This is a genomic window from Aequorivita sp. KMM 9714 (genome assembly GCF_011065475.1).
Lineage (GTDB): Bacteria > Bacteroidota > Bacteroidia > Flavobacteriales > Flavobacteriaceae > Aequorivita > Aequorivita sinensis.
In genome coordinates this window covers 144,149-169,486 of sequence record NZ_JAAGRO010000001.1, presented here as the reverse complement: position 1 = coordinate 169,486, position 25,338 = coordinate 144,149, and the positions used below count along the sequence as shown (strand labels likewise).

Genomic DNA, 25,338 nt, shown 5'->3' with positions numbered 1-25,338 from the left:
TTATGTCCTACGTCTTTTAGTCCTAGGTCCTTTTTTAAATATTATTTCTTAACAAATCGAACAACGCTTGAGTTGTTGTCAGAAGTTAGTTTCACTAAATATGCTCCAGAAGCAAAATCTGAAACATTAATGTTAGCTGTGTTTTGAATTTCTGAAGCGTAAACTTTTTTACCTGAAACGTCGTAGATTTCAAGTTTGTAGCTTGTAGAAGCATCGCTTAACTGAACAGTAATTTGGCTGTTTGCTGGGTTAGGAAATAAGTTGAATTTAACATTCTGAAAATCTTCAGTACTTAAAACCACGTTGTCGTAACGTACAACGATTACTTCAGAACCTCCTGTTGGAGCGTAAGAGTAACCAGCAAGGATAATTTTATTGTCTGGCTGAAGTGTGATTGCTGTACCGTAATCTTCACGCTGATTAAAATCTGTACTTACCATACCATCAACTCCGAAAGTACTGTCTAAGTTTCCATTAGTGTCAAAACGAGCCATTGCAAGGTTATATTCAGTTCCGCGAATAGTATATCCAGCAATGATTACTTTACCATCGTCCTGTAATACAATATCGTCTGAATAATTAGGACCATCTTCTAAACGTGCTGTAGATACACCGTTATCTCCAAAGCTATTGTCAAAAGTTCCATCTTCATTTAGACGAACTACTGCCAAATCGTGTTTTAGTCCTATGTTGCTAATCCATTTATGGCCTCCTAAAAGGATTTTTCCATCTTCTTGTATAGCAATAGCTTCAGTAAAATCGTTTCCATTTCCGATATTAAATGAAACCTTTCCTTCGGTTCCAAAAGTATTGTCTAAGCTTCCATCACTATTTAATCTAGCAAGAGCCATTTCAAAAACGTTCTGGTTGTTAATTATAGAACCACCAAGTACAATTTTTCCATCGTTTTGAACTTTCAGATCCTTCACGAAGCTTGGGGCATTAACAAAATTTACAATAGACCAACCATTTGAACCAAATGTAGCATCTAAAGTTCCGTCAGTATTAAATCTAGCAACGGTGAAGTTATCATTAGTGTATCCACCAACCAATATTTTACCATCGTCTTGAATAGTCACAGCTTCTGAAACATCAGTATCATTATCAACAAGTGATACTCCATTTGTTCCAAAAGAACTGTCGAAAGTTCCATCTGTGTTTAGGCGTATTGCAAAAATATCACCTGAAACATTATCCCAAGTGTATCCGCTCATAACGATTTTTCCATCTGCTTGAAGGGCTACATCTGTAGCGAATGATTTTGCACTACCTACAGGCATAAGTGCTTTTCCATCTTCTCCAAAAGAAGTATCGATTGATCCGTCTGTGTTAAATCGAGTAGCGACAGCAATGTAAGTTGCAGGTTCGCCAGCTTGGCCAACCACAATAATTTTTCCATCTGGTTGAACCACAGTAGCACGTGCAACATTGTATGTGCCATTAATCACTGTGTTAACAAAACCATTGTTTCCAAAAGATTCGTCTACTACACCAGATTGTGCATTTGTAGCTATAGTAGCTACCATAAATAGAATTAGTAAGTAAAATTTGTTCATTGTATAGGGATTAATAATTATCGCGTGAAATTATTAATTATTCGTGGATTTTTTAAGGAAAATCAGGGTTTTAACGTATTGAGAATAAGAGTTGTATGTCTTGTATTTATGGTATTTATAGAGTTTTATGTTAAATCGAATTATATAAATAAAATACCTCATAATTTTTTAAATTATTAATCTTTAAACTTTGAATTTTATACTATCTAAATAGTGGCTATTTTATTCAAAATAACTTTAACAAAAATTTAAACTCTGTTTAGTTCGGTGTTTTGCGAACCAATCATATCTTTGCACTCTTATTTAAAAAATATTTTGAGTAAAAAAGATAAATTAATAGAGAGAATGGGTGTGCATTTGGAGCACAAGGAGCAATTAGCTCCTTTAGCGGCTCGAATTCTTGCTAGCCTAATTTTAAAAGGTAAGAAAGGTGAGACTTTTGAAAACTTAGTATGTGAACTTAAAGCGAGTAAAAGCACAATTTTTACTCATCTTACTACTTTGCAAGCTTCTCATCGAATTACGTATTACACCAAAACAGGTGATCGTAAAAAGTACTTTATTCTAAGTCCAAACGCTTGGGTGCAGTCTATGGATGAGATGATAAGTAGTTGGAATGAGGAACGTGATATTCATTTAGAGATTATTGACTATAAATCGGATATGAATAAAAGTTTTCCAGAAGATTCAGAAGAGAAGTTTGATATAAACTTTCACCATGAATATTTAAACTATTTAAATCAGGCTTCTAGCATGATGATAAATTTACGTACAAAACTAATTGAAAACCATAAAAACGACTAATTATACAAAGATGAAAAAAATACAATTTACTTATTTGCTTCCTGGTTTAGTAGGGCTTTGCTTGTTTTTTGCCAGTTGTGGTAATGATCAAAGTCAAAACCAAAGAGCTCCACAGGCACTTCCATTTCCTGTAGTTACAGTTCCTTCACAAACCGTTACAGCTTATGCTACGTATCCTACAAGTTTAGAAGGTATAATTAATAGTGAAGTGCGCGCTAAAACTTCTGGTTATATAACTCATGTTTTAGTAGATGAAGGACAAAAAGTAAGAAAAGGACAAACACTTTTTAGATTGGAAACTCAATCTTTAAGTCAGGATGCCGCTGCTGCAAGAGCTAATGTTAACGCAGCTCAAGTTGAAGTAAATAAGCTAAAGCCACTAGTTGAGAAGAACATTATAAGCGGTGTTCAACTTGAAACAGCTAAAGCTAAATTAGCTCAAGCACAAAGTGCTTATAACTCTATCTCAGCAAATATTGGTTATGCTACCATTAAAAGTCCAGTAGATGGTTATGTAGGTTCTATTCCTTTTAGAGAAGGAGCTTTAATAAGCCCATCTTCTCAAGTGCCATTAACAACTGTAGCCGATATAGATAAGATATATGCATTCTTTTCATTAAATGAAAAAGCTTATTTAGATTTTATCGAAAAGAATGAAGGAAAAACTCTTGAAGATAAAATAAAGAACCTGCCGAAAGTTCGTTTGATTTTGGCTAACGGTACATTATATGATCAAGAAGGAACTGTAGAAACCATTAATTCTCAAGTAAACCCTTCTACGGGTACAGTTTCATTTAGAGCTGTTTTTGACAATCCAAATAGGTTGCTTTCTAGCGGTTACAGTGGAAGAATTCAACTTCCAAATACATATGAAAATGCAACAGTTGTTCCTGCATCTGCTACATATGAAAGACAAGGGATCACATACGTTTATAAAGTACAAGGAGATACTTTAGCTACTACAAGTGCTATTAATATTTTAGATCGTGTTGACAACTTAGTGATTGTAAAAGACGGTATAAATCCAGGTGATAAAGTTGTTGCAAAAGGAGTTGGAAAGCTTAGAGACCAATCGCCAATTATTGCACAGCCAGCAGATTTTGACAGTATTGCAAAAGGATTAGAAAAAGTATTCAAATAAGAAGAAACTATGATCAAGAAATTTATTGAACGACCTGTTCTATCTAGTGTCGTTTCCATTATCATATTAATATTGGGGGTTTTAGGTATTACAACGCTACCTACCACTCAGTATCCAGAAATTGCTCCACCTACGGTACAGGTTTCTGCCAACTATCCTGGTGCGAACGCTGCGACAGTACTTGAAAGTGTGATTGTTCCTATTGAGGAACAGATTAACGGGGTAGAAGGGATGACTTACATCACTTCAACAGCAAGTAACAACGGTAGTGCAAGTATAAACGTGTTTTTTGACCAAGACGTAGATCCAGACATTGCTGCGGTAAACGTACAAAACCGTGTGGCACGTGCTACTTCATTATTACCATCAGAGGTAACCCAATCTGGGGTAATTACGCAAAAACAACAAACTAGTGCCTTAATGTTCATTACAGTTTATTCTGAAAATGAAGACTATGATGGTACTTATATCCAAAACTATTTAAATATTAATGTACTCCCAGAACTGAAAAGGATTAATGGAGTTGGGGGTGTAAACGTATTTGGAGGTAAAGATTACGCAATGCGTATTTGGTTAAAACCAGAAAAATTAGCTGCTTATAATCTAGAGCCAGCAGATATTACTGCTGCTATTAGAGAGCAAAGTAGAGAAGCTGCAGCAGGGTCTTTAGGACAAAACAATGCAGAATCTTTTGAATATGTTTTAACCTATAGCGGTAGATACAAAGAAGCTTCTCAATATGAAGAAATTGTAATTAAGTCGTTAGGAAATGGAAAGTTCCTTACTCTTAAAGATGTTGCTGAGGTTGAATTAGATGCTCAAAACTACGGATCTATATCATTCACCAATGGTAATCCAGGGGTGAGTATGGCTATCTATCAAACAGCAGGTTCTAATGCTCAGGAGATTATCCGTACTGTGCACGAGAAGTTTGAGGTTATGGAAAAAGACTTCCCAAAAGGAGTTAAGCATATAGTTAACTTTGACTCTAACGAGTTTTTGGAAGCTTCGATTAGTAAAGTAATAACAACACTTATAGAAGCATTCTTATTGGTGTTCTTAGTAGTGTTTATTTTCTTACAGGATTTCCGTTCAACTTTAATTCCTGCTATTGCGGTGCCGGTTTCTATTGTAGGTACCTTCTTTTTCCTAAATATGTTTGGGTATTCAATTAACCTGTTAACATTATTTGCACTCGTACTAGCAATTGGAATTGTAGTGGATGATGCTATTGTAGTTGTGGAAGCGGTGCATGCTAAACTTGAAGAAGGAGCAGAAACAGCATTAAAAGCAACTCACTCAGCAATGGATGAAATTACTGGGGCTATTATCTCAATTACCTTAGTAATGGCAGCAGTATTTATTCCAGTAACTTTTATTACAGGACCTACTGGGGTATTCTATGAACAGTTTGGTGTTACGCTTATTGTGGCCATTGTAATTTCGGCAGTAAACGCATTGACATTAAGTCCTGCATTATGTGCTATATTCCTTAAAACTCACGATGAAGAAGTTAAAAAGAAAAATCTATTAGGGCGTTTCTTTAGCAAGTTCAACACTGCATTTGCTGTTACAACTGATAGATATATGAGATCTTTAGGATTTTTATATAGGCACAAATGGATTAGTGTTGTCTTCTTAATTATTTGTGTAGTAGGAATCGTTTGGGCTTCTAATACTACTCCTACAGGTTTCGTTCCTGATGAGGATAGAGGGCTTATTTTCGCAAACGTGGAACTTCCTGCAGGTGCTTCATTAGACAGAACAGTTGGAGTTACTAAAGAATTACAAGAAAAAATTAAAGATATTCCTGGAATTAGAGATATCTCGTTAGTAAATGGATTTAGTATTATTAGTGGTTCAGGAAGTAACTACGGGATTGGTTTCATTAAATTAGATAATTGGTCTGAAAGAGAAGATGATGAAAGATCGGTAGAAGCAATTACCGGAAAACTTTTTGGTGTTGCCGCAACTATTCCAGATGCTAAAATTCTATTTTTCCAACCTCCAAGTGTACCAGGATTCGGTATCTCTTCAGGTTTTGAAATGAAAGTTTTAGATAGAACTGGGGGTAGTTTTAACGACCTTAGTATTGCTACTCAAAACTATCTGCAAGAACTAATGCAGAGACCAGAAATTATGTATGCGCAGTCTTCTTTTAATACAGATTATCCGCAATACGAAATAGATGTTGATATTTCTAAAACTAAAGAAGCTGGGATTAGCGTGAGTTCAATTCTTACAACCCTACAAGGATATATAGGAAGTATTTACGCAGCCGATTTCTCTAGATACGGAAAGCAGTATCGTGTGTTTGTACAAGCATTACCAGAAGATAGAACGTCTGTTGAAAGTTTGAATCAGATATTCGTACGTAACTCACAAGGTGAAATGGCTCCAATTACAGAGTTCATCACGTTAGAAAGAGTATATGGACCTCAATCGGTAACTAGATTTAACCTGTTTAACTCTGCAAGTGTGAACGGTGCAGCGGCGCCTGGATACTCTTCAGGAGATGCTATTAAAGCAGTTCAAGAAGTAAGTCAAAACTTGCCACAGGAATATACTGTAGCTTTCTCTGGACTTACTCGTGAGGAGATTTCAGCAGGTAGTCAAACTACATTTATTTTCATTCTTGTTTTACTATTTGTGTATTTCATTCTAGCAGCACAATACGAAAGCTTCTTAATTCCATTCTCAGTAATATTCTCTGTGCCAGTGGGTGTTTTTGGAGCATATATAGTTACAAAGTTTTCAGGATTGGAGAACAACGTTTACTTCCAAATTGCACTTATAATGCTTATTGGATTATTAGCGAAAAACGCGATTCTGATTGTTGAGTTTGCGCTTCAAAGACGTAGAACAGGACTTTCGCGTATGACTGCTGCATTTGAAGGTGCAAAGTCTAGACTTAGACCTATTTTGATGACATCGTTTGCCTTTATCGTTGGACTTTTACCGTTAGTTTTTGCTACAGGTATTGGAGCACGTGGTAACAATGCAATTGGAACAGGAGCAGTAGGTGGATTATTAATTGGAACTATATTCGGAGTATTTGTAATTCCTATTCTATATATCTTTTTCCAATGGATACAAGATAAAATGAATAAAACCCCAGATACATTTGAAGTTGAAGTTCAAGATGAAAAATAAAAGAAATCATACTATGAAATTTTTAAAAGGAATTGCAATTGCAATGGCTTTCTTAACGCTTCAATCTTGTTTTGTAGCGAAAGAATACAGCAGACCTGAATCAGTGGTGGAATCTGATAATTTCCGTACTGAAAACTTGCCTCAGGATAGTTTATCTATGGCAACAGTGTCTTGGAAAGAGATTTTTACAGATCCGATACTTCAAGGTTATATAGAAGAAGGGCTTAATAATAATATGGATATCCGTATTGCATTACAGCAAATTGCAATAGCAGAGGCTTATGTAAAACAAGGTAAAGCAGGATATTTCCCAACATTGAATGGTACTGCTAGAGTTGTTCATCAGGAACTTTCAGAATCAAGTAGATTTCCTGGTCAAAGCTCTTCAGTAGATCAATTTGAGGTATCTGGCGGACTTTCATGGGAAGCAGATATTTGGGGAAAAATTAGAAGTACTAAGCGTGCTTCTGATGCTACTTATTTGCAAACCGTAGCTGCTCACCAAGCAGTAAAAAGTAGATTGGTGGCAAATATTGCAGCTACATATTATCAGCTTTTAGCTATTGACGAACAGATTAGAGTAACCGAAGAAACAATTAGTGCTCGAACTGAAGGAGTTGAAACCACTATTGCTCTTAAGGATGCAGGTATTGGTAATGAAGCTGGAGTGAAACAAACGGAAGCTCAGTTATATACGGCTCAAGCTATACTGGTAGACCTGAAAAATCAAAGTAGGTTAGTAGAAAATACCTTATCTATTTTATTAGGAAGTTCTCCTCAACAAATTACTAGAGGTACCTTAGATAATCAAAGTATTGAAATTCCACTAGAAACAGGAGTTCCTTCACAATTGTTAAGTAATAGACCAGATGTGATAGCAGCTGAATATGGTTTGGTAAATGCTTTTGAACTTACAAATGTTGCAAGAAGTAGTTTTTATCCTTCACTTACATTAAGTGCTAACGGTGGTTTCCAAAGTTTGGATCTTGATAAACTTTTTAATGTGAATTCATTATTTGCAAGTGTTGTAGGTGGGTTGACGCAGCCAATTTTTAACGGGCGTAAGATTAAGACGCAATATGAAGTTTCACAAGCAAGACAAGAACAAGCTTTGTTGAACTTTAAATATGCACTTCTTATAGCTGGAAAGGAAGTTTCTGATGCAATGTATTCTATCGAAGCTGCAACAGAAAAGATTTCAATTAAAGAACGTGAAAACGAAGCCTATAATTTAGCTACTGAGTACTCAGAGGAATTATTAGATAATGGAATGGGCACTTACTTAGAGGTTTTAACCGCTCAAGAACGTGCATTAGGTTCTAGTTTAGATTTAGTAGCAGCAAAAAATAATCGTTTACAAGCAATTGTTGATTTATACGAAGCCCTTGGTGGTGGATGGAGATAAAAGTTTTTTTTTGATTTGGTTGGTTAGTTGATTAACTGTCCTAGTATTTATTGCTAGGGCAGTTTTTTTATTTCCAATTTTTGAAAGGATTTAAACTCAATTGTGAGTTGTAATATCTGATATCGCCTGTAACTTCTTTTCCTAACCATTCAGGTTTAGTAAAAACTTCATCTTCTGAATTAAGTTCTACTTCAGCCATAACTAACCCTTCATTTTCTCCCATAAACTCATCGATTTCAAAAATGTGATCCCCTACTGAAACTTCGTAACGAGTTTTTTCAATTATACCTTTCTCACAAAGTAGAAGCAATTCTTTAGCTTCATTTAAAGAAATTTGCTTTTCCCATTCAAAGCGAGACAATCCTGATTTATTGGACTTGCCTTTTATAGTAATATACCCGTTATCTCCCTTTAATCGGATGCGGACAGTACGTTCAGGATGTGTGTTTAAAAACCCTTGTGCAATTCGTGTGCGCTTATGAGCTTCTTTTTTAAAAGCTTCGGAAGTAGTTAAGAATTTACGTTCTATTTCTTTCATGTTTATTTCTACATTATGTTGTCAGGTTGAGCGCAGTCGAAACCTCTTAGTAGTCCTCGACTCTGCTCGAAAAGACATTTTTAGCCTACAATTTCTTTAATTTTTTCAGAAGTAATTATTTTTTCAGAATAACCATCTTTCGATAAAATACGCATGGCTTCAGCAATTGTTTCGGCTTCTATCATTTTGTATTTCGCAGGAATTAAAAATCCAAAAACCTTCATAAAAGCCTCTGCTAGATTTTCTCCAAACCGAGATTCATTTCTATTTCCAACAATCAAGGAAGGTTGTAAAATGTATGTGTTTTCAATTTTCTGGAGTAAAATATCACGTTGCATTTCTCCTTTAGTCTTATTGTAAAAAACACTACTATTTTCTGAGGCACCTAATGCTGAAATAACGATAAATGTTTTAATATCGTTTTGTTTTGCAAGCTTTGCAGCAGCAACAGGAATCCCATAGTCTATCTTTTTATAAGTATCTTTATTGGGCGTTTTAGATTTTGTGGTTCCAATACAACAGAAAACAACATCGGCTTTAAAGATTTCAGAATTATTTTCTAACTGAAACATATCTATAATATACTCTTCGATTTTAGGTGAATTTATTCCCACGGAACTACGAGAGAATAATTTAATTTTATCATAAGTATCATCCTTCAGAAGTTTTTCTAGTAAAATACTTCCAGTGAGTCCTGTTGCTCCTAAAATAATAGCAGTTTTTTTCATTCTATAAATATACCTACAAGTTTTGAATACCTTGTTAGATGGTATTAAATTTACATTATGCAAGAGTCTTTAATTGTTCGTAAAATAATTCACATCGATATGGATGCATTTTACGCATCTGTAGAGCAGTTGGATAATCCAGAGCTGCGAGGCAAGGCAATTGCTGTTGGAGGAAGTTCGGAACGAGGAGTGGTGAGTGCAGCAAGTTATGAAGCTCGAAAGTTTGGAGTTCGGAGTGCAATGAGTAGTGTAGCGGCAAAAAAACTATGTCCGGAACTCATTTTTGTAAAGACTAATTTCGACCGCTATAAAGAAGTTTCAAAACAAATTAGAAAAATATTTTTTGAGTATACCGATTTGGTAGAACCCCTTTCCTTAGACGAAGCATATCTTGATGTTACTGAAAACAAAAAAGGAAACCCGAGTGCTACAATGATAGCGACTGAAATTCGTCAAAAAATTAAGGATAAGACTGGTTTAAACGCCTCTGCGGGGATTTCAGTTAATAAATTTGTAGCTAAAATAGCAAGTGATATCAACAAGCCTAACGGGCAAAAAACAATAAGTCCAGAAGAGGTTATTCCATTTCTAGAAACGCTAGATGTAAAAAAGTTTTATGGTGTTGGGAAGGTGACAAAGGAGAAAATGTACCGTTTAGGGATTTTCACAGGAATGGATTTAAAAAATCAATCTTTGGAGTATTTAAATGAACACTTCGGAAAAAGTGGACAGCATTATTACAATGTTGTTCGAGGTATACATAACAGCATGGTGAAGCCTACCCGAAAGCAAAAATCATTAGCGGCCGAGCATACTTTTTCAGAAAATATATCATCAGAAATTTTTATGATGGAACGCCTAGAAGAAATTGCAGCTGAGGTGGAAGGACGAATGCTAAAACGCAAACTTGCTGGGAAGACAATTACCCTTAAAATTAAGTATAGCGATTTCACTTTACAAACTCGCAGTAAAACAGTTCCGTTGTTTATATCGTCTAAAGAATTGATTTTAGAAGTAGTTAAAGAATTGTTATTCCAAGAAAAAATGAAAGAGTCGGTACGATTGTTGGGAATTTCAATTTCGAACCTAAACAATGAGGTATCAATTAAAAAATCTGTCCCAAGCGAATCGATTGATGTACAATTAAAACTAGAATTTTAAGTATGTAAAAAAGCTACTTACCTTTATACTAATTAAAAACTCCAAATTATGAAGACTGTAGCTATCTCTATTTTTGCCTTTTTAGGTTTCGCATTATTATTTTCTTGTAAAAGTGATGTAAAAAACAGCGAAGAAATTCAAGCTGCCGTAACCGATTCTATTCCGGTAGAAACCACTCCGGATTATATGTATGTTACTGCTGTAAGTGGATTAACTTTACGAGAATTTCCAAATTTGCAAAGTTCAAAATTGGCTGTTATGCCTTTGGGTACAAAAGTGAAAATTTTAAAAGCCGAAGGAAAAACAACCATGAATGTTGGTGGGATAGATGGAGCAATGGATGAGGTTGAATTTAACAACAAAAAAGGGTATGCTTTTAATGGCTTCATGTCTAAATTTTATCCTCCTGGAGAAAATGCAGTTGCAAAAAATTATGCCGAAGAGCTCAAAAAAGATTTCCCAAAAGTAATTTATTCTGAAGCCACTGGCGGAACGGCAAGCAAGCCCACAAATACAGAGACCATAATTTTACCTACAGATAAGTGGCACGAGGGGTTTTTTAATGCACAGCAACTTTTCAATATTCCAAGGGCATTTGCCTTTCCAAATCCTAAAGGTGCAAATAGCGAAACGCAACATAACAACAATAAAAAGAAAACCGATTTTATAAGCGAATTAGTGATTTCGCGTGAAGAAAATGAGCTTAAAAAAATAGTGTATAACTACAAAACTACTGGTTTTGGGTATACGGTAAATATTACTAAAGAAGCAAACGGAATGAAAATCGAAAAGGTTGAATTTACCGATTAATAAATGAATACATAAACAAAAAATGGTCCGTGAGGACCATTTTTTGTTTGTTATAATAAACCTTATACCTGCGAAACTCGCAATGTATTTACCATTCCTTTATCTACAATAGGCATCGCCGCAAGGTTGATTAAGTATTCTCCTTTGGTTACAAATCCTTTTTCCGATGCAATTCTGTTTACATCTTCTACGGTTTCATCTGTACTCACATATTTATCGTAATAGAACGCTTTTACGCCCCATAAAAGATTTAGTCGAGCAAGAATACGTTTATTGCTAGTAAAAGCTAAGATAAACGCTGAGGGACGCCAAGCTGAAATTTGAAAAGCAGTGTACCCACTATTTGTTAGTGTACAAATTGCTTTAGCTTCAATTTCGTTTGCCATCAATGCTGCGTGGTAACAAATAGATTTGGTAATGTAGCGGTTAGTTTTTACTTGTGGCGGATTTTGTGGTACGCGTATTAAATCGGAATTTTCTACGCTCTTTAAAATTTTAGCCATTGTTTTAATAACTGCAACGGGATAATTACCTACCGAAGTCTCCCCAGAAAGCATCACCGCATCTGCACCGTCCATTACAGAGTTTGCAACATCGTTTACCTCTGCACGTGTTGGTGTTAATGATGTTATCATTGTTTCCATCATTTGGGTTGCGATAATAACAGGAATTCGTGCGCGCTTAGCAGTTAAAACCAATTCTTTTTGAATTAGCGGTACTTCTTCAGCTGGAACTTCTACTCCTAAATCACCACGAGCAACCATCAAGCCATCGCAATAAGCTACAATTCGGTCAATATTTTTAACAGCTTCGGGCTTTTCAATTTTTGCGATGATTGGAATTTTATAATCACAATGTGCTTCAATAAGAGCTTGTAATTCCTTTAAATCATCTGAATTTCGTACGAAAGAAAGTGCAATCCAATCTACTTGTTGCTCTATTGCAAATACAGCATCAGCTTTGTCTTTTGGTGTAAGTGCTGGAAGGGAAAGCTTGGTATTTGGTAGGTTTACACCCTTTTTAGAGCGTAAAGGTCCACCTTGAATAACCTTTACTTTTACTTCATTTTTCTTATTAGTTTTTAAAACTTCAAAAATAAGTTTACCGTCGTCAAGTAGTACTCGTTCTCCAACTTGAACATCTTTAGGGAAATTGTCGTAATTCATATAGACTTTTTCCTTTGTGCCTTCAAATTCTTCACCAGTACAAAAACTAAGTTCATCTCCTGGTTGCAGGACAACCTCTTCTTTCATTACACCTACACGAAGTTTAGGGCCTTGAAGGTCACCTAAAATGGCAACATGAAGACTTAATTCGTCCGAAAGTTTACGGATTGTTGCAATATTGGACTTAACGGTATCGTAATCTGCGTGTGAGAAGTTTATTCTAAAAACATCCACACCCTCTAATATCATACTTTTTATGGTCTCTTCACTATTTGTTGCAGGACCAAGTGTTGCAACTATTTTAGTTCTTTTTTGGTTTAACATTTAATCAAAAATTAAATTGTTCTTAGATTTTATTTTTTCGGTTTCTACAAAATAGGCCGAAATAATTTGTTTTATTTTATTGATTTCTGAAATTAAAGACTCAATCGGAAAACTTCCATAATCGGTTTGAATCTTTAAAAAGTAATCTACATTTTTCATTTCTGGTAATAAGTAATGAGTTGTTGCTTTTTCTGAAACTGACTCAGAAAATAAGCCTCCCGAACTTTGTAAACTCGCCTCCATCATTTTGCACTTATTTGCTACTAAATAAAAGCTATTGTACTCTTTTAAGTCTTCATAAGCATAAAGTGGAAACAAGATTATTTTTCCATCAGATGAAAAATCTAAGTCTTTTTTACTTCTTTTAAACTTAGTGTTTAAAAATTGGTTTAGCAAATAGGCTAGCTTATAATCCTCTTCACTGCAATGTATAGCCACTAATGAGAAAGGATCTTCCATTTCATCATCATATAAAAGTTTGTGGGTAGCCATTTTTTTGAATTTTTGGTTTAGCAGTGAGTATTGCTAAAGAAATAGATTATTAAAGTACAAAAATAAGCAAGTTACACCTTGTTTTATTTAAATACAATGTTATTATTTATACAGCGACGTATTAAATTATGTATTAGTTTTTAATGTATAAAAACCAATTATAGATAAATACGAAAAGTGTAGAAATAGTAAGATTAGAATAAGTAGTAGAAAGTATTTTAAAAAGAAAATTGTCGAAAAGTCTAATGCTTTTCAGTGTCAACTTTTATCTTAAGCTTATAGAATGCTCTTTTGGCTGCGCGTTCTTCTGCTTTTTTCTTGGAAGTGGCTCTTGCTTTCGTAATCACTTCATTGTCAAGTTTTAATCGAACGGCAAAATGTTTTAATTGATCTTTGCCATTGTCTTCATAAGTCTCAAAATTGAACTGCTTTTTATTTTTCTGACACCATTCAATAAAAAGACTTTTGTAGCTAATTACCTTTCCTTCTAGTTTTTTAATATCTACGTAAGGTTTGATAACTCTTTTTTGAATAAATTTCTCACAATACTTAAATCCTCTGTCTAAGTAAATTGCACCAACTAATGCTTCAAATACATTTCCGTAGATATTTCCGCTAAACTGTTGAGTTGGAATTGTAGTTTTTAGAAACTTTATAAGTTGTAAATCGCGGCCTAGTTCGTTTAAATGTTCACGACTAACCACTTTACTTCTCATTTTTGTAAGATATCCTTCATTGCCATCTGGAACTTTTTTAAAAAGGTGTGCAGCTATAACTGAACCCAGCATAGCATCCCCCAAAAATTCGAGACGTTCATAATTTTGTGGTTGCCCATCATCGTTTTTTTCATTTGTAGAACGATGCGTAAAGGCAGTTTCATAAATAGAGATATCCTTCGGTCTAAAGCCTAGTATTTTTTTTAGAGAATTGGAAAATTCCCCATTCTTTTCAGAACGGGAAGAAAATATGTTTTTAAAAGAAGCCATTTAGGCATCGATTTTTTTAAAGAGCACACAAGCGTTGTGCCCGCCAAAACCAAAAGTATTACTCATAGCCACGTTAATCTCGCGCTTTTGAGCTTTATTTAAAGTTAAGTTTAAAGAGGGATCTATATTTTCATCTACTGTAGTATGGTTTATAGTAGGTGGAACAATCCCATGTTTCATAGCCAAGATAGAGGCAATAGCCTCAATGGCTCCGGCAGCACCTAATAGGTGTCCGGTCATAGACTTAGTTGAATTAATATTAATATCTTTAGCGTGTTCACCAAAAACATTTACAATTGCTTTCAACTCAGCTACGTCTCCTAGTGGAGTAGATGTACCGTGAGTGTTTATTGTATCTACGTCATTCGGACTCATATTAGCGTCGCGTAACGTATTCAACATCACTCGTTCTACCCCGATACCGTCTGGATGTGGAGCGGTCATATGATAAGCATCGCTGCTCATGCCACCACCTACAACTTCGGCGTAAATTTTTGCGCCACGCTTTTTAGCGTGTTCGTATTCTTCTAAGATAAGTGCACCTGCACCTTCTCCTAAAACAAATCCGTCACGAGTAGCATCGAAAGGGCGTGAAGCCGTTTCTGGGCTTTCGTTACGAGTTGATAATGCGTGCATTGCGTTAAATCCACCCATTCCTGCCATTGTTACTGCTGCTTCACTTCCACCAGTTACAATAACATCACAATGACCTAAACGAATATAGTTTAGAGCATCAATTAATGCATTTGCAGAGGATGCACATGCCGAAACAGTTGTATAATTTGGCCCCATAAAGCCGTGTTTTATAGAAATGTTTCCTGGTGCAATATCCGCAATCATTTTTGGGATAAAGAAGGGGTTGAAACGCGGCGTTCCATCCCCTTCTGCAAAGTTTATCACTTCATTTTGAAAAGTTTCTAACCCGCCAATTCCTGCTCCCCAAATAACACCAACGCGGAATTTATCAACCTCATCGAGGTTTAATCCAGCGTCAATTATAGCTTCATCAGAAGATACAAGTGCATATTGGGCAAAACGATCGAGTTTTCGGGCTTCTTTCCTGTCAAAATGATCTAATGCGTTGAAATTCTTCAGTTCGCAAGCGAATTTTGTTTTGAACTTTTCGGGATCAAAATACGTAATAGGGGCGCAGCCGCTTTTACCAGCCACAAGGGCATCCCAATACTCTTGAATATTGTTACCAATAGGGGTAAGTGCACCCAATCCTGTTACTACAACTCGCTTTAACTCCATGGAAGAATCTTATTTTGCTGCTTCTATATAGGAAATTGCTTGACCTACTGTAGCGATGTTTTCTGCTTGGTCGTCTGGAATCTGGATATCAAATTCTTTTTCAAATTCCATTATAAGCTCAACCGTATCTAGTGAGTCTGCTCCTAAGTCGTTTGTGAAGCTAGCTTCGTTAACAACTTCATTTTCGTCTACACCTAATTTGTCTACGATAATAGCTTTTACTCTTGATGCAATGTCTGACATAATTCTTGATTTTAAATTTTAATTATAAGTGGCAAAAATAAAATATTTTAATTGAAAACACCATTTAATGTTGAAAATGTGAATTTAGTAATTTTTATCCATTTCACACGAGTTCAAAATTTGGAAACCAATTTAAACATTTTTGGGCGAAGTGAAACCCTATTGCCGTACTTTTGTTATTAATTTGTAAATAATACTTCTGAAAAACTTAGGAAAACTGAAATGAAGAAACGAATTGTAATTTTTGCGTCGGGTAATGGTACCAATGCCGAGAACATAATTAAATACTTTCAACGATCCCAATCTGCCGAGGTCGTTCTGGTGCTTTCAAACAAGAAGGATGCCAAAGTATTAGATAAAGCTAAAAGCTTGAATGTACAAGCGATGAGCTTTAGTAAAAGTGAGTTGTTTTCTGAAGATGGAGTATTAAATATATTAAAAGAAACAAACCCTAACTTAATAGTGTTGGCAGGTTTTCTTTTAAAGTTTCCTGAAATTATTCTAAAAAACTTTCCTGAAAAAGTAATAAATATACACCCTGCATTACTTCCGAAATATGGAGGAAAAGGCATGTATGGCAGTTTTGTACACAAAGCAGTAATGGATAATAAGGAAAAGGAAACAGGGATAACTATTCATTACGTTAACGAAAATTACGACGAAGGAGCGATTATTTCACAGCATAGTGTTACCCTTTCTGAGAATGAAACAGTAGATACAATTGCAGAAAAAGTTCATAATTTGGAATATAAATGGTTCCCTAAAGTAATAGAAGACATCTTACTTAATGGCTAAGAAAAAGAAATATTATGTAGTTTGGTTTGGTAATCCCACTGGTGTTTTTGACAGTTGGGCAAAATGCAAACGCGCAATTGATGGTATTGCAGGAGCTCAATATAAAAGTTTTGAGTCTTTTGAAGAGGCCCAGAAAGCATATAATAAAGAGTATGCAGATTATAAAGGAAAAACAACCAAGAAAACGCTTTCAAAAGAGCAGCTAAAAAAAATTGGTGAGCCTAATCTATATTCTATAGCAGTAGATGCTGCATCTAGTGGTAATCCTGGAGTTATGGAATATCGTGGAGTAGATACACAAACCAAAAAACAATTATTTCATCAAGGGCCTTTTAAACAGGGAACAAATAATATAGGAGAGTTTTTAGCACTCGTACATGGTCTAGCTTTTTTAAAGAAAAACAATAGCGATCGTATTATATATAGTGACTCGCGAATTGCTATGGGTTGGGTGAAAAAGAAAAAATGTAATACTAAGCTTAAGCAAACGGCTAAGAATAAAGAGCTTTTCGAGCTTGTTGCTCGAGCAGAAAATTGGCTAAAAACCAATACTTACACTACTACGATAGTAAAATGGGAAACCAAAGCATGGGGTGAAATTCCAGCAGATTTTGGTCGAAAATAAGCTTATAAGTTAATTTTCAGTATCCAAATTTTATTAAAGTACTCTAAATCCTTTGTTTTTTGCCATTTGTCATAAATTGGTAGTATAGAATTATTTTTAGCGATATATATATAGTGCCAATTATTTGCTGGGTTAATATAGGTTTTAGGTGTGTATCCTTTTTCTGCTAAATATTTTGACCAGCTTTTAGCATTGTCTAATTCTGCAAATACATTCGTAATAAGATAATAGCCAGAAACTAAACCAGGGATATTAACAGATTCGATGTTTAAAGTTCTTAACAGTAGTTCTTCTTCAGAAAGTTCTAAGGGTTCGCTCCCTACTTCTTTTTCAGCCTTGTTATTTAATGATGTTGCTTCTAAGTTAGCGCTAGTTGTTTTGGGTGTAAAGGCTATTGTGGAATTATCATCTTGAGCTTCTCTTGTTTTTTCTTCTAAATATTCCTTGTTTATTTCAGTTTCAAAAGCTGCAAAAAACATGTAGTAGCGGTCTTTTTTTGTTTCAAACTGAAGCTTTACCTCTGTAGTGGAATTGTTTAGTAGGTTGTTTTTTGGATTGGGAATTTCCATCTTCAATAAATCGAATCCTAAGGTATTTGTACTAGCAGGATTTCTTTTAGAAGAGTTTTCGCTGCCTAAAGTAATAGAGCTGTTAAAGAAATTCTTTTTATCTCTCATCGGTGTACTTAGTGCTTCAAATCTTCCTTTCTTCTTATTGAATATTGAAACTTGATCAGACTTTATATTTCTGTCGCCTTCCATAGCAGCTAACGCTATTGTAGTTTTAAAGTCGCCTTCTTCCTTACTTTTAAAATTCTTGAAATTTATTGTTACTGCATTGTTGCTTACTTCAGAGAGTCCATTATATGTAGTAAAGTATTTAGGGCTTTCATTTTCATCTTCATAAACAATATACAATAGCCATCCAGCAGATCCACCTCCTAAAATCTTACCTTCAGTTGCTTTAATGTTTGCTGCAGTATAGGTGCCATTGCGTGAAGTTAAGTTTTGTATCGTTTCGGTAATATCGGCATAACATACATAAGGAGAGTTTTCAATAAATAAATTTGATGAATAACTATCAAAAACTACCTCTCCAACTACATCTTCATAAGTGCCATTTGGAGTTTTAAACTTAATTGAATTTACAATAGTGTCTCTTTGGCCTTTTCCTACGTGAACTAATTTGTTTCTTGATTCATGTAAAGCACTTGTTTTGTAAGGATATAGCCCATACCAATAAAGTGCAGCATGTGCAATTCTAGCCCCATTTTTTAAATTTGATATGTCTGCCTGACTTGAACTAAATGTAGAAGGATCGCCGTCAACATCAATATATTTCATATTCACTTCATCGTTAGAAATTTTAGTATTCATTAATGGGTTGGTGGGGTGGTGTCCTAAAATATTATTTCCGATGAGAACAGAGTTTCCGTGCAGAAATATTTTTTTGTTTTCTTTAAATCGAGCGCCTTCTTGTGCAGTAGTTGTAATAAATATAAAAAAGCAAATAATTGAAATAAATGAGGAGATTTTCATGCCGAGGGATTAGTAAATTTGCAAGACTTTAATAATCCTCTAAAGTATAGAATTGTTAAATAACATCCAATTTCTTAAACACAGAGTTTTATATCTTTTTTAAGAAATAAAAATTCATCCTCAATAAGCATGGTTTAGTCCAAATATTTTGGCTTAGTTTTTATTAATTATGGTAGATGAAGCTTGGTCTAAGCACATAACAGTTAAATCTGCAATATTTACATGAGGTGGGCGTGTTACAGCAAACCATATAATATCTGCAATATCCTCTGGTTTTAAAGGTGTGTATCTTTGGTAAACTTGATCAGCTTTTTCAGTATCTCCTTTAAACCGGACCTTGCTGAATTCGGTTTCTACTAATCCTGGATTTATAGCACCAACTTTAATTCCTTTTCCGTTTAAATCGATTCGCATTCCTTGGTTTATGGCGTCTACAGCGTGTTTACTTGCGCAATAAACGTTTCCTTTAGGATAGACTTCTTTCCCTGCTGTGCTGCCGATGTTGATAATGTGACCGCTTTTACGCTCAATCATATTTGGAAGAATTGATTTTGAAACGTACAATAATCCCTTCACATTAATATCTAACATTGCATCCCAATCGTCAATACTTCCTTCGTCTATATTTTCTAATCCGTGAGCATTTCCAGCATTATTGATTAATATATCAATGTTCGAAAAGTTCTTCGGAAGTGACTTTATTTCTGAAATAACTTCTTCTTTATTGCGAACATCAAAGCTCAATGTGTGAACTTCTGTCAATAAGGAAAGCTCCTTCGCTAAAGATTCTAATCTGTCTTTTCTCCTTCCGCAGATAATTAATTTAAGGCCGTTTTTGGCAAATAGTTTAGCTGTTGCCATCCCAATTCCAGAAGTTGCTCCGGTTATAAAAGCTATTTTATTTTGCATTTTTCAGAATTTCTAATGTTATAATTATAAGTTTTTAGGAAGGTTAAAGTTGGTTAAAAGCAAGGTTAAAAATTCCTAAAGAGATAAAATTTTGATATTCATGTCAATATGTTTGTAAAACTAATTCTAAAAAAATAAAAATGAAATCCCTTTTTAAATTAAGCTTAATAGCAATGTTGTTTGTTGGGTTAGCATCTTGCAGCAACGATGATGATTCTAATCCAAATATTAATGAAGGCAATGCAAAGTTGGCCTTAAGATTAACCGATGCGCCGGGTGATTACGAAGCTGTATTTGTTGATGTTGAAGAAGTAGTTATTAAATATAACGGTGGACAAGAAGATGTTGTACTAGGCATTAATGCTGGTATTTACGACTTGTTGGAGTTAACTGCTGGTGTAAATGTGTTGTTGTATGATGATGAAGTTCCTGCTGGGAAGATTAGTCAAATTAGAATGATTTTAGGCGACGAGAATTCTATAGTGGTAAATGGAGAAGTTCATCCATTGGCAACTCCAAGCGCACAACAATCTGGATTAAAAATTCAAGTAAACGAAACTTTCGAACCAGGTATTTTGTATGAATTCATGCTCGATTTTGATGTTGACAAGTCTATTGTATCCCAAGGAAATGGTGGTTACAGTCTAAAACCTGTAATTAGAGCATCATCGGTTGCTGAAAGTGGAGCAATTTCTGGAAAGATTTTTCCTGCAGGTAATTTAACAATGATAACTGCAGTAAACGGACCCATTGAAATTTCAACTTATGCGAATGCACAAGGAGATTTTCTGTTAAGTGCTGTTCCTGATGGAGTTTATACTGTAACTATTCAAGCAGATTTAGCTTTAGGCCTTCCGGCTGTTGTTGTTGAAAATGTTATTGTTGAGCAAGGAGAAGTAACCAATATGGGGGTGATTAATTTATAAATCTAGAAATTAGATGTTTAGCATTAACAAAAGGGGAAAACTTTAAGTTTTCCTCTTTTTTAATTTAACCAATTGTTAACAGCGTTTTTAGCAATTATTGTACAATTTGCAGCAACTTTTTAAAAAGCATTCTACATTGAATCTAAATACAATATGGAAAACACAAATTCGACCTTTGACATAGGAGCGTTAAATGAAAAAATTGAGAGAGAAAGTGCCTTTGTGGACATTCTCACCATGGAAATGAACAAGGTTATCGTGGGCCAAAAGCATATGGTAGAACGCCTTATGATTGGTTTGCTAGGGCAAGGACACATCCTCCTTGAGGGGGTTCCTGGTCTTGCAAAAACACTTGCAATTAATACACTCGCAAAAGCTGTTCACGGCAGCTTTAGCCGAATTCAGTTTACGCCAGATTTGCTTCCTGCGGATGTTGTGGGAACGATGATTTACAATATGAAAGTCAACGACTTTAGTATTAAAAAAGGACCAATTTTTGCCAATTTTGTTCTTGCAGATGAGATTAACCGTGCCCCAGCTAAAGTGCAATCTGCGCTTTTAGAGGCGATGCAGGAAAAACAAGTTACAATTGGGGAGACTACTTTTAAGCTAGAAAAGCCATTTCTTGTAATGGCTACTCAAAACCCAGTTGAGCAAGAAGGTACTTATCCTTTACCTGAAGCACAAGTGGACCGTTTTATGCTGAAAACAGTTATAAAATATCCGCAAATCGCTGAAGAACAACTAATCATTCGTCAAAACTTAAAAGGTGGATTTGAGCAAGTAAATCCTGTTGCTTCTGTAGAACAAATTTTAAGAGCTCAAGCTTCTGTTCGTGAAGTTTATATGGATGAGAAGATTGAAAAATATATTCTAGACATCATATTTGCAACAAGAACTCCAGAAAATTATGGTTTATCAGATTTGAAACCACTTATTAATTTTGGAGCATCTCCGCGTGGAAGTATCAACCTAGCTATAGCTGCCAAATGTTACGCATTTATCCGTCGTCGCGGTTATGTGATTCCAGAAGATGTGCGTGCTGTTGTACACGATGTACTTCGCCATAGAATTGGTATTACCTACGAAGCAGAGGCAGAAAACATCACTTCAGAAGACATCATCAACAAGATTGTTAATGTAATTGAGGTACCGTAAGATTTGCGAATTTAGAATGCCGATTTACGATTTTAATGCTGTATAGCAGTCGTAAATCTAAAATCGTATATCGTAAATAAAAGCAATGGATACAAAAGAACTTCTCAAAAAAGTACGAAAAATCGAGATTAAAACACGTCGCTTAAGCGATCACGTGTTTGGTGGCGAGTACCACAGTACTTTTAAAGGTCGTGGTATGACGTTTAGCGAAGTTAGAAAATACCAATTTGGAGATGATGTTCGTAATATAGATTGGAATGTTACAGCTCGTTACAATGAGCCTTTTGTAAAAGTTTTTGAAGAAGAACGAGAGCTTACCCTTATGCTAATGGTAGACATTAGCGGTTCTGAGTTTTTTGGAACACAAGAGCAATTTAAAAATGAAATAGTAACTGAAATTGCTGCAACGCTGGCCTTTTCAGCAATGCAGAATAATGATAAAATTGGGCTAATTCTTTTTTCGGATGACATTGAATTATTTATCCCACCCAAAAAGGGAAAGTCGCACGTACTAAGAATTATCCGAGAACTAATTGAATTCAAACCTAAGAGTAACAAAACTGATATTTCTAACGCATTAAGATTTTTAAGTAGCGTAATGAAAAAGAAAGCTATTGTTTTTGTGCTTTCCGACTTTATTGCAGACAATTATCGAGACACCTTGAAAATTGCAGCAAAAAAACACGATGTTACTGGAATTAGAATTTACGATAAAGCCGAAGAAAACATTCCAAATTTAGGGATGGTTCAAATGGAAGATCAAGAAACAGGAGAATTAATTTTAGTAAACACAGCCTCAAAAAGTGTCCGTAATCAATATTACAGTTATCATCGTGAGCGTGTAAATTACTTTACCGAATCTTTTACAAAAAGTGGGGCAGGAGCTTTGAGTTCTAGGGTTGATGAAAGTTATGTAAAGAAATTATTAGGCTATTTTAAAAGACGTTAGATTTTAAACTTGAGATGTTAGATTTTAGACAAAATAATAATCAGAACTACAGAAAGTTGAGCTTTCAGAGCAACCGCTATTTTCTTTTTTCTCTATTCTTTGTGTTATTTTCTTTCCTCTCAAATGCTCAAGTAAGTTTTTCTGTAGATTCTACGAAAATCAAAATTGGAGAAGAAATTCTTTATACTATTAAAGTAGAAGCCGATTCTTCTGATATTGTTAGGTTTCAGGAAGAGCAAACTTTTATGCCTTTGGAGATGATAGAATCTTATAAGGCAGATACTACTTTTGAAGGGGCTAAATATCAGCTCATTAAAAAATACGGCTTAACGCAGTTTGATAGTGGTAAATACACCATTCCTCCACAGATTATCTTTATCAACGAAAAACCATTTTTTACTGATTCGGTTAAAGTAGAAGTAAACGATGTAATTATTGATACTACTAAGCAGAAAATGTTCGACATTAAACCTGCGGTAGAAGTAAAAAATCCACCTTTTAATTGGCTTCAACTTTTGTACTGGTTAATTCCAATACTTCTTATTGTTGGTCTTGCAATTTATCTATTCAGAAGAAAAAAGAGAAAAGATGCTGAGCAAAAGCAATTACCTCCTTATGAAGAAGCAATTGTAGCGCTTAAACAACTTGATAATTCTCAGTTGCTCAAGGAAAATAAAAGTAAAGAATACTATAGTAATCTTACTGAAATTGTAAAACGTTATCTCGATCGTGAGGTTGATGAAGCTGCGCTAGAAAGCACCAGTGATGAGCTTATCACAAGACTGATGATGCATAGAGATGCTGGTAGTTTCGATTTCGATTTGGAAACTATTCGCAAGCTTGATGCAATTTTTAAACGTGCCGATTTGGTGAAATTCGCTAAAATGAACCAAGAAACCGGTCAAGCGGTTGTAGATAGAAAAACTATAGAAGAGATTATCAACGAAACTCATGAAGCTGTTCCGGAGCCAACAGAAGAAGAGTTGTTAGAAACTCAAGAATATCTTGAAAAACTGGAGAAGAAACGCAAGCGCAGAAAGTTAATACTTGGAATTTCAGGAGTACTTGTAGCCATCATTTTAGCAGGTGTTGTTTATGGAAGTATAACAGGTTTTGACAATCTAAAAGATAAAGTTTTTGGTAACGAACTAAGGGAGCTCTCTGAAAATAGATGGATAAAAAGTGAATACGGATTTCCAGCTGTAATTATTGAAACGCCTGAAGTGCTTGTGCGTGTAGAAGCACAAGATGCAAATGCAGAAAATAGTATGATAAGTGGAAAAGATTATTTCATTTATGGTGAAATGAAATCTCCATTGCATATTATGGTTTCAACAACACGTTTTAGTCAGAAACAAGATATTGCTTTAGAAAATGCTTTGGAAGCTGTTCTTCAAGATTTAGAGCAACGAGGTGCTAAAAACTTAATCGTAAAACGAGACGACTTTGAAACTGATAAAGGAATAAAAGGAGTAAGAGCCTATGGTGAATTCAATGTTCAAGTTTCAGATTCGAAAGTTTTAAAAGAGAAAAGCACATACGAACTATTGCTTTTTGCTCAGCAAAATGGCCTGCAAGAAGTGTTGTTAGTATATCAAGACGATGGCAAATATGCCGAAGAAATTAAAGAAAGAATTATAGCTTCAATTGAGCTAGAAATTTCAGAGAAAGATGGGCAGTAATTTCGAATTTGTAAATCCGCAGTTTTTCTGGCTGTTTTTGATACTACCAGTGCTTGTGCTATGGTATTTATGGAAGCGAAAACAACAAACAGCCTCTTTAAAAATATCATCTGTACAAGGTTTTAAAACAGGAAGAAACTGGTTGGCAAAATTAAAACCTTTGCTATTTGTATTACGTCTTTTAGCGCTTTCAGCAATAATTGTTGCTTTAGCACGCCCAAGAACAGTAGATGAAACTACAAAGACCAAAACAACACGTGGGATTGATATTGTAATGGCAATAGACGTTTCTGCTAGTATGTTGGCAAGAGATTTAAAGCCCAATAGATTGGAAGCGTTAAAAACTGTTGCCGCTAGGTTTATTAATGGTCGTCCAAATGATAGAATTGGTTTGGTGGAATATGCGGGAGAGAGCTTTACAAGAACCCCAATTACAAGTGATAAAACTATTGTTCTATCTTCTTTAAAAAATGTAACCTATAACACTACGATTGAAGGAGGAACTGCAATTGGGTCGGGATTGGCAACAGCGGTAAATAGACTAAAAGATAGTCGTGCCAAGAGCAAAGTAATTATTTTGCTTACAGATGGTGTAAACAACTCAGGGTTTATCGATCCAAAAATTGCAAGTGAATTGGCAGTTGAATTTGGTATAAAAGTTTATACCATTGGATTGGGAAGTAATGGTATGGCGATGTCTCCTATTGCAATTCGTCCAGACGGTGGGTTTCAATACGGGAACGTTAAGGTTGAAATCGATGAAGCTTTAATGAAGGATATAGCCAATAAAACAGGCGGACAATATTTCCGTGCGACAAATAACACCAAGTTAGAGCAGATATACGAGGAGATTAATAAACTAGAAAAAACCGATATTGAAGAATTCAAATTCACAAACTACGACGAAATGTTCCGTCCAGTTGTGATTTTCGCTTTGATTCTATTAGGGCTTGAGTTTTTGTTGCGAACAACAATATTTAAAGGATTTTTATAAA

The 25,338-nt window shown here is 35.0% G+C and carries 23 protein-coding genes; 13 read left to right on the top strand and 10 right to left on the bottom strand.

Annotated elements, in window-relative coordinates:
* Positions 1 to 41 precede the first annotated feature (41 nt).
* A complete protein-coding gene (locus G3A46_RS00810; protein ID WP_165144906.1) occupies positions 42 to 1,556 on the bottom strand; it encodes a T9SS type A sorting domain-containing protein in 1,515 nt (504 codons plus the stop codon).
* 315 nt (positions 1,557 to 1,871) lie between these two features.
* Here G3A46_RS00810 and G3A46_RS00805 point away from each other — a divergent pair, with 315 nt between their 5' ends.
* From G3A46_RS00805 to G3A46_RS00790, 4 genes are read left to right on the top strand one after another with little or no spacing between them, the layout of a single operon-like run.
* A complete protein-coding gene (locus G3A46_RS00805; RefSeq protein ID WP_241836846.1) occupies positions 1,872 to 2,360 on the top strand; it encodes a transcriptional regulator in 489 nt (162 codons plus the stop codon).
* Positions 2,361 to 2,370: 10 nt separating this feature from the next.
* On the top strand, positions 2,371 to 3,501 hold the full coding sequence (locus tag G3A46_RS00800) for an efflux RND transporter periplasmic adaptor subunit (protein ID WP_165144903.1): 1,131 nt from the start codon (positions 2,371 to 2,373) through the stop codon (positions 3,499 to 3,501).
* A gap of 9 nt (positions 3,502 to 3,510) precedes the next feature.
* Positions 3,511 to 6,654, top strand: coding sequence for an efflux RND transporter permease subunit (locus tag G3A46_RS00795; RefSeq protein WP_165144900.1), 3,144 nt, complete (start codon positions 3,511 to 3,513; stop codon positions 6,652 to 6,654).
* Positions 6,655 to 6,667: 13 nt separating this feature from the next.
* Complete coding sequence (locus G3A46_RS00790; RefSeq protein WP_165144897.1) at positions 6,668 to 8,059, top strand: efflux transporter outer membrane subunit; 1,392 nt, start codon at positions 6,668 to 6,670, stop codon at positions 8,057 to 8,059.
* Positions 8,060 to 8,126: 67 nt separating this feature from the next.
* On the opposite strand, the gene G3A46_RS00785 is transcribed toward G3A46_RS00790, so the two are convergent.
* On the bottom strand, positions 8,127 to 8,597 hold the full coding sequence (locus G3A46_RS00785) for a CYTH domain-containing protein (RefSeq protein ID WP_165144894.1): 471 nt from the start codon (positions 8,595 to 8,597) through the stop codon (positions 8,127 to 8,129).
* Between the two features lie 80 nt (positions 8,598 to 8,677).
* On the bottom strand, positions 8,678 to 9,325 hold the full coding sequence (locus tag G3A46_RS00780) for an NAD(P)H-binding protein (protein WP_165144891.1): 648 nt from the start codon (positions 9,323 to 9,325) through the stop codon (positions 8,678 to 8,680).
* Between the two features lie 57 nt (positions 9,326 to 9,382).
* Between G3A46_RS00780 and dinB the strand changes: the two genes are divergently transcribed.
* Complete coding sequence (dinB, locus tag G3A46_RS00775; RefSeq protein WP_165144888.1) at positions 9,383 to 10,486, top strand: DNA polymerase IV; 1,104 nt, start codon at positions 9,383 to 9,385, stop codon at positions 10,484 to 10,486.
* Positions 10,487 to 10,534: 48 nt separating this feature from the next.
* Positions 10,535 to 11,296, top strand: a complete 762-nt coding sequence (locus G3A46_RS00770; RefSeq protein ID WP_165144867.1) for an SH3 domain-containing protein — start codon at positions 10,535 to 10,537, stop codon at positions 11,294 to 11,296.
* A 62-nt stretch (positions 11,297 to 11,358) separates the two neighbouring features.
* Here the strand turns inward: G3A46_RS00770 and pyk are convergent, their stop codons facing one another.
* From pyk to G3A46_RS00745, 5 genes are all read right to left on the bottom strand, one after another.
* Entirely contained in the window at positions 11,359 to 12,786 is a 1,428-nt protein-coding gene (gene pyk / locus G3A46_RS00765; RefSeq protein ID WP_165144864.1) for a pyruvate kinase, read from the bottom strand.
* Positions 12,787 to 13,278, bottom strand: coding sequence for an IPExxxVDY family protein (locus G3A46_RS00760; RefSeq protein ID WP_165144861.1), 492 nt, complete (start codon positions 13,276 to 13,278; stop codon positions 12,787 to 12,789).
* 242 nt (positions 13,279 to 13,520) lie between these two features.
* Positions 13,521 to 14,264 carry a ribonuclease III gene (gene rnc / locus G3A46_RS00755; RefSeq protein WP_165144858.1) on the bottom strand — a complete coding sequence of 248 codons (744 nt, stop codon included), beginning with the start codon at positions 14,262 to 14,264 and terminating at the stop codon, positions 13,521 to 13,523.
* Complete coding sequence (fabF, locus tag G3A46_RS00750; protein WP_165144855.1) at positions 14,265 to 15,518, bottom strand: beta-ketoacyl-ACP synthase II; 1,254 nt, start codon at positions 15,516 to 15,518, stop codon at positions 14,265 to 14,267.
* Positions 15,519 to 15,527: 9 nt separating this feature from the next.
* A complete protein-coding gene (locus G3A46_RS00745) occupies positions 15,528 to 15,761 on the bottom strand; it encodes an acyl carrier protein (RefSeq protein ID WP_014781833.1) in 234 nt (77 codons plus the stop codon).
* 222 nt (positions 15,762 to 15,983) lie between these two features.
* Between G3A46_RS00745 and G3A46_RS00740 the strand changes: the two genes are divergently transcribed.
* Complete coding sequence (locus G3A46_RS00740) at positions 15,984 to 16,556, top strand: phosphoribosylglycinamide formyltransferase (protein ID WP_165144852.1); 573 nt, start codon at positions 15,984 to 15,986, stop codon at positions 16,554 to 16,556.
* Positions 16,549 to 17,181, top strand: a complete 633-nt coding sequence (locus G3A46_RS00735; protein WP_165144849.1) for a ribonuclease H family protein — start codon at positions 16,549 to 16,551, stop codon at positions 17,179 to 17,181. Before G3A46_RS00740 ends, G3A46_RS00735 begins: the two co-directional genes overlap by 8 nt.
* 2 nt (positions 17,182 to 17,183) lie before the next feature.
* On the opposite strand, the gene G3A46_RS00730 is transcribed toward G3A46_RS00735, so the two are convergent.
* Positions 17,184 to 18,719: a hypothetical protein gene (locus tag G3A46_RS00730; RefSeq protein ID WP_165144846.1), complete on the bottom strand. Its 1,536-nt coding sequence runs from the start codon at positions 18,717 to 18,719 to the stop codon at positions 17,184 to 17,186.
* Positions 18,720 to 18,872: 153 nt separating this feature from the next.
* Complete coding sequence (locus tag G3A46_RS00725) at positions 18,873 to 19,628, bottom strand: SDR family NAD(P)-dependent oxidoreductase (protein ID WP_165144843.1); 756 nt, start codon at positions 19,626 to 19,628, stop codon at positions 18,873 to 18,875.
* Positions 19,629 to 19,768: 140 nt separating this feature from the next.
* On the opposite strand from G3A46_RS00725, the gene G3A46_RS00720 reads away from it, so the two are divergent.
* From G3A46_RS00720 to G3A46_RS00700, 5 genes are all read left to right on the top strand, one after another.
* On the top strand, positions 19,769 to 20,554 hold the full coding sequence (locus G3A46_RS00720) for a DUF4382 domain-containing protein (RefSeq protein ID WP_241836845.1): 786 nt from the start codon (positions 19,769 to 19,771) through the stop codon (positions 20,552 to 20,554).
* A 153-nt stretch (positions 20,555 to 20,707) separates the two neighbouring features.
* Positions 20,708 to 21,712: a MoxR family ATPase gene (locus G3A46_RS00715; protein WP_139853964.1), complete on the top strand. Its 1,005-nt coding sequence runs from the start codon at positions 20,708 to 20,710 to the stop codon at positions 21,710 to 21,712.
* A gap of 85 nt (positions 21,713 to 21,797) precedes the next feature.
* Complete coding sequence (locus G3A46_RS00710; RefSeq protein WP_165144840.1) at positions 21,798 to 22,661, top strand: DUF58 domain-containing protein; 864 nt, start codon at positions 21,798 to 21,800, stop codon at positions 22,659 to 22,661.
* A gap of 14 nt (positions 22,662 to 22,675) precedes the next feature.
* Complete coding sequence (locus G3A46_RS00705; protein ID WP_165144837.1) at positions 22,676 to 24,343, top strand: DUF4381 domain-containing protein; 1,668 nt, start codon at positions 22,676 to 22,678, stop codon at positions 24,341 to 24,343.
* Positions 24,333 to 25,337 carry a VWA domain-containing protein gene (locus tag G3A46_RS00700; RefSeq protein WP_165144834.1) on the top strand — a complete coding sequence of 335 codons (1,005 nt, stop codon included), beginning with the start codon at positions 24,333 to 24,335 and terminating at the stop codon, positions 25,335 to 25,337. The genes G3A46_RS00705 and G3A46_RS00700 overlap by 11 nt, the downstream gene beginning before the upstream one ends.
* Position 25,338 lies beyond the last annotated feature (1 nt).

Bases quoted from the DNA above. Each gene is read 5' to 3' on its own strand.
- G3A46_RS00705 (WP_165144837.1), top strand. From the start codon at position 22,676: ATGTTAGATTTTAGACAAAATAATAATCAGAACTACAGAAAGTTGAGC.
- G3A46_RS00710 (WP_165144840.1), top strand. From the start codon at position 21,798: ATGGATACAAAAGAACTTCTCAAAAAAGTACGAAAAATCGAGATTAAA.
- G3A46_RS00740 (WP_165144852.1), top strand. From the start codon at position 15,984: ATGAAGAAACGAATTGTAATTTTTGCGTCGGGTAATGGTACCAATGCC.
- G3A46_RS00725 (WP_165144843.1), bottom strand. From the start codon at position 19,628: ATGCAAAATAAAATAGCTTTTATAACCGGAGCAACTTCTGGAATTGGG.
- G3A46_RS00790 (WP_165144897.1), top strand. From the start codon at position 6,668: ATGAAATTTTTAAAAGGAATTGCAATTGCAATGGCTTTCTTAACGCTT.
- G3A46_RS00730 (WP_165144846.1), bottom strand. From the start codon at position 18,719: ATGAAAATCTCCTCATTTATTTCAATTATTTGCTTTTTTATATTTATT.
- pyk (WP_165144864.1), bottom strand. From the start codon at position 12,786: ATGTTAAACCAAAAAAGAACTAAAATAGTTGCAACACTTGGTCCTGCA.
- G3A46_RS00715 (WP_139853964.1), top strand. From the start codon at position 20,708: ATGGAAAACACAAATTCGACCTTTGACATAGGAGCGTTAAATGAAAAA.
- G3A46_RS00785 (WP_165144894.1), bottom strand. From the start codon at position 8,597: ATGAAAGAAATAGAACGTAAATTCTTAACTACTTCCGAAGCTTTTAAA.
- G3A46_RS00770 (WP_165144867.1), top strand. From the start codon at position 10,535: ATGAAGACTGTAGCTATCTCTATTTTTGCCTTTTTAGGTTTCGCATTA.
- G3A46_RS00720 (WP_241836845.1), top strand. From the start codon at position 19,769: ATGAAATCCCTTTTTAAATTAAGCTTAATAGCAATGTTGTTTGTTGGG.
- G3A46_RS00780 (WP_165144891.1), bottom strand. From the start codon at position 9,325: ATGAAAAAAACTGCTATTATTTTAGGAGCAACAGGACTCACTGGAAGT.
- G3A46_RS00810 (WP_165144906.1), bottom strand. From the start codon at position 1,556: ATGAACAAATTTTACTTACTAATTCTATTTATGGTAGCTACTATAGCT.
- G3A46_RS00800 (WP_165144903.1), top strand. From the start codon at position 2,371: ATGAAAAAAATACAATTTACTTATTTGCTTCCTGGTTTAGTAGGGCTT.
- G3A46_RS00760 (WP_165144861.1), bottom strand. From the start codon at position 13,278: ATGGCTACCCACAAACTTTTATATGATGATGAAATGGAAGATCCTTTC.
- dinB (WP_165144888.1), top strand. From the start codon at position 9,383: ATGCAAGAGTCTTTAATTGTTCGTAAAATAATTCACATCGATATGGAT.
- rnc (WP_165144858.1), bottom strand. From the start codon at position 14,264: ATGGCTTCTTTTAAAAACATATTTTCTTCCCGTTCTGAAAAGAATGGG.
- G3A46_RS00795 (WP_165144900.1), top strand. From the start codon at position 3,511: ATGATCAAGAAATTTATTGAACGACCTGTTCTATCTAGTGTCGTTTCC.
- G3A46_RS00745 (WP_014781833.1), bottom strand. From the start codon at position 15,761: ATGTCAGACATTGCATCAAGAGTAAAAGCTATTATCGTAGACAAATTA.
- G3A46_RS00700 (WP_165144834.1), top strand. From the start codon at position 24,333: ATGGGCAGTAATTTCGAATTTGTAAATCCGCAGTTTTTCTGGCTGTTT.
- fabF (WP_165144855.1), bottom strand. From the start codon at position 15,518: ATGGAGTTAAAGCGAGTTGTAGTAACAGGATTGGGTGCACTTACCCCT.
- G3A46_RS00735 (WP_165144849.1), top strand. From the start codon at position 16,549: ATGGCTAAGAAAAAGAAATATTATGTAGTTTGGTTTGGTAATCCCACT.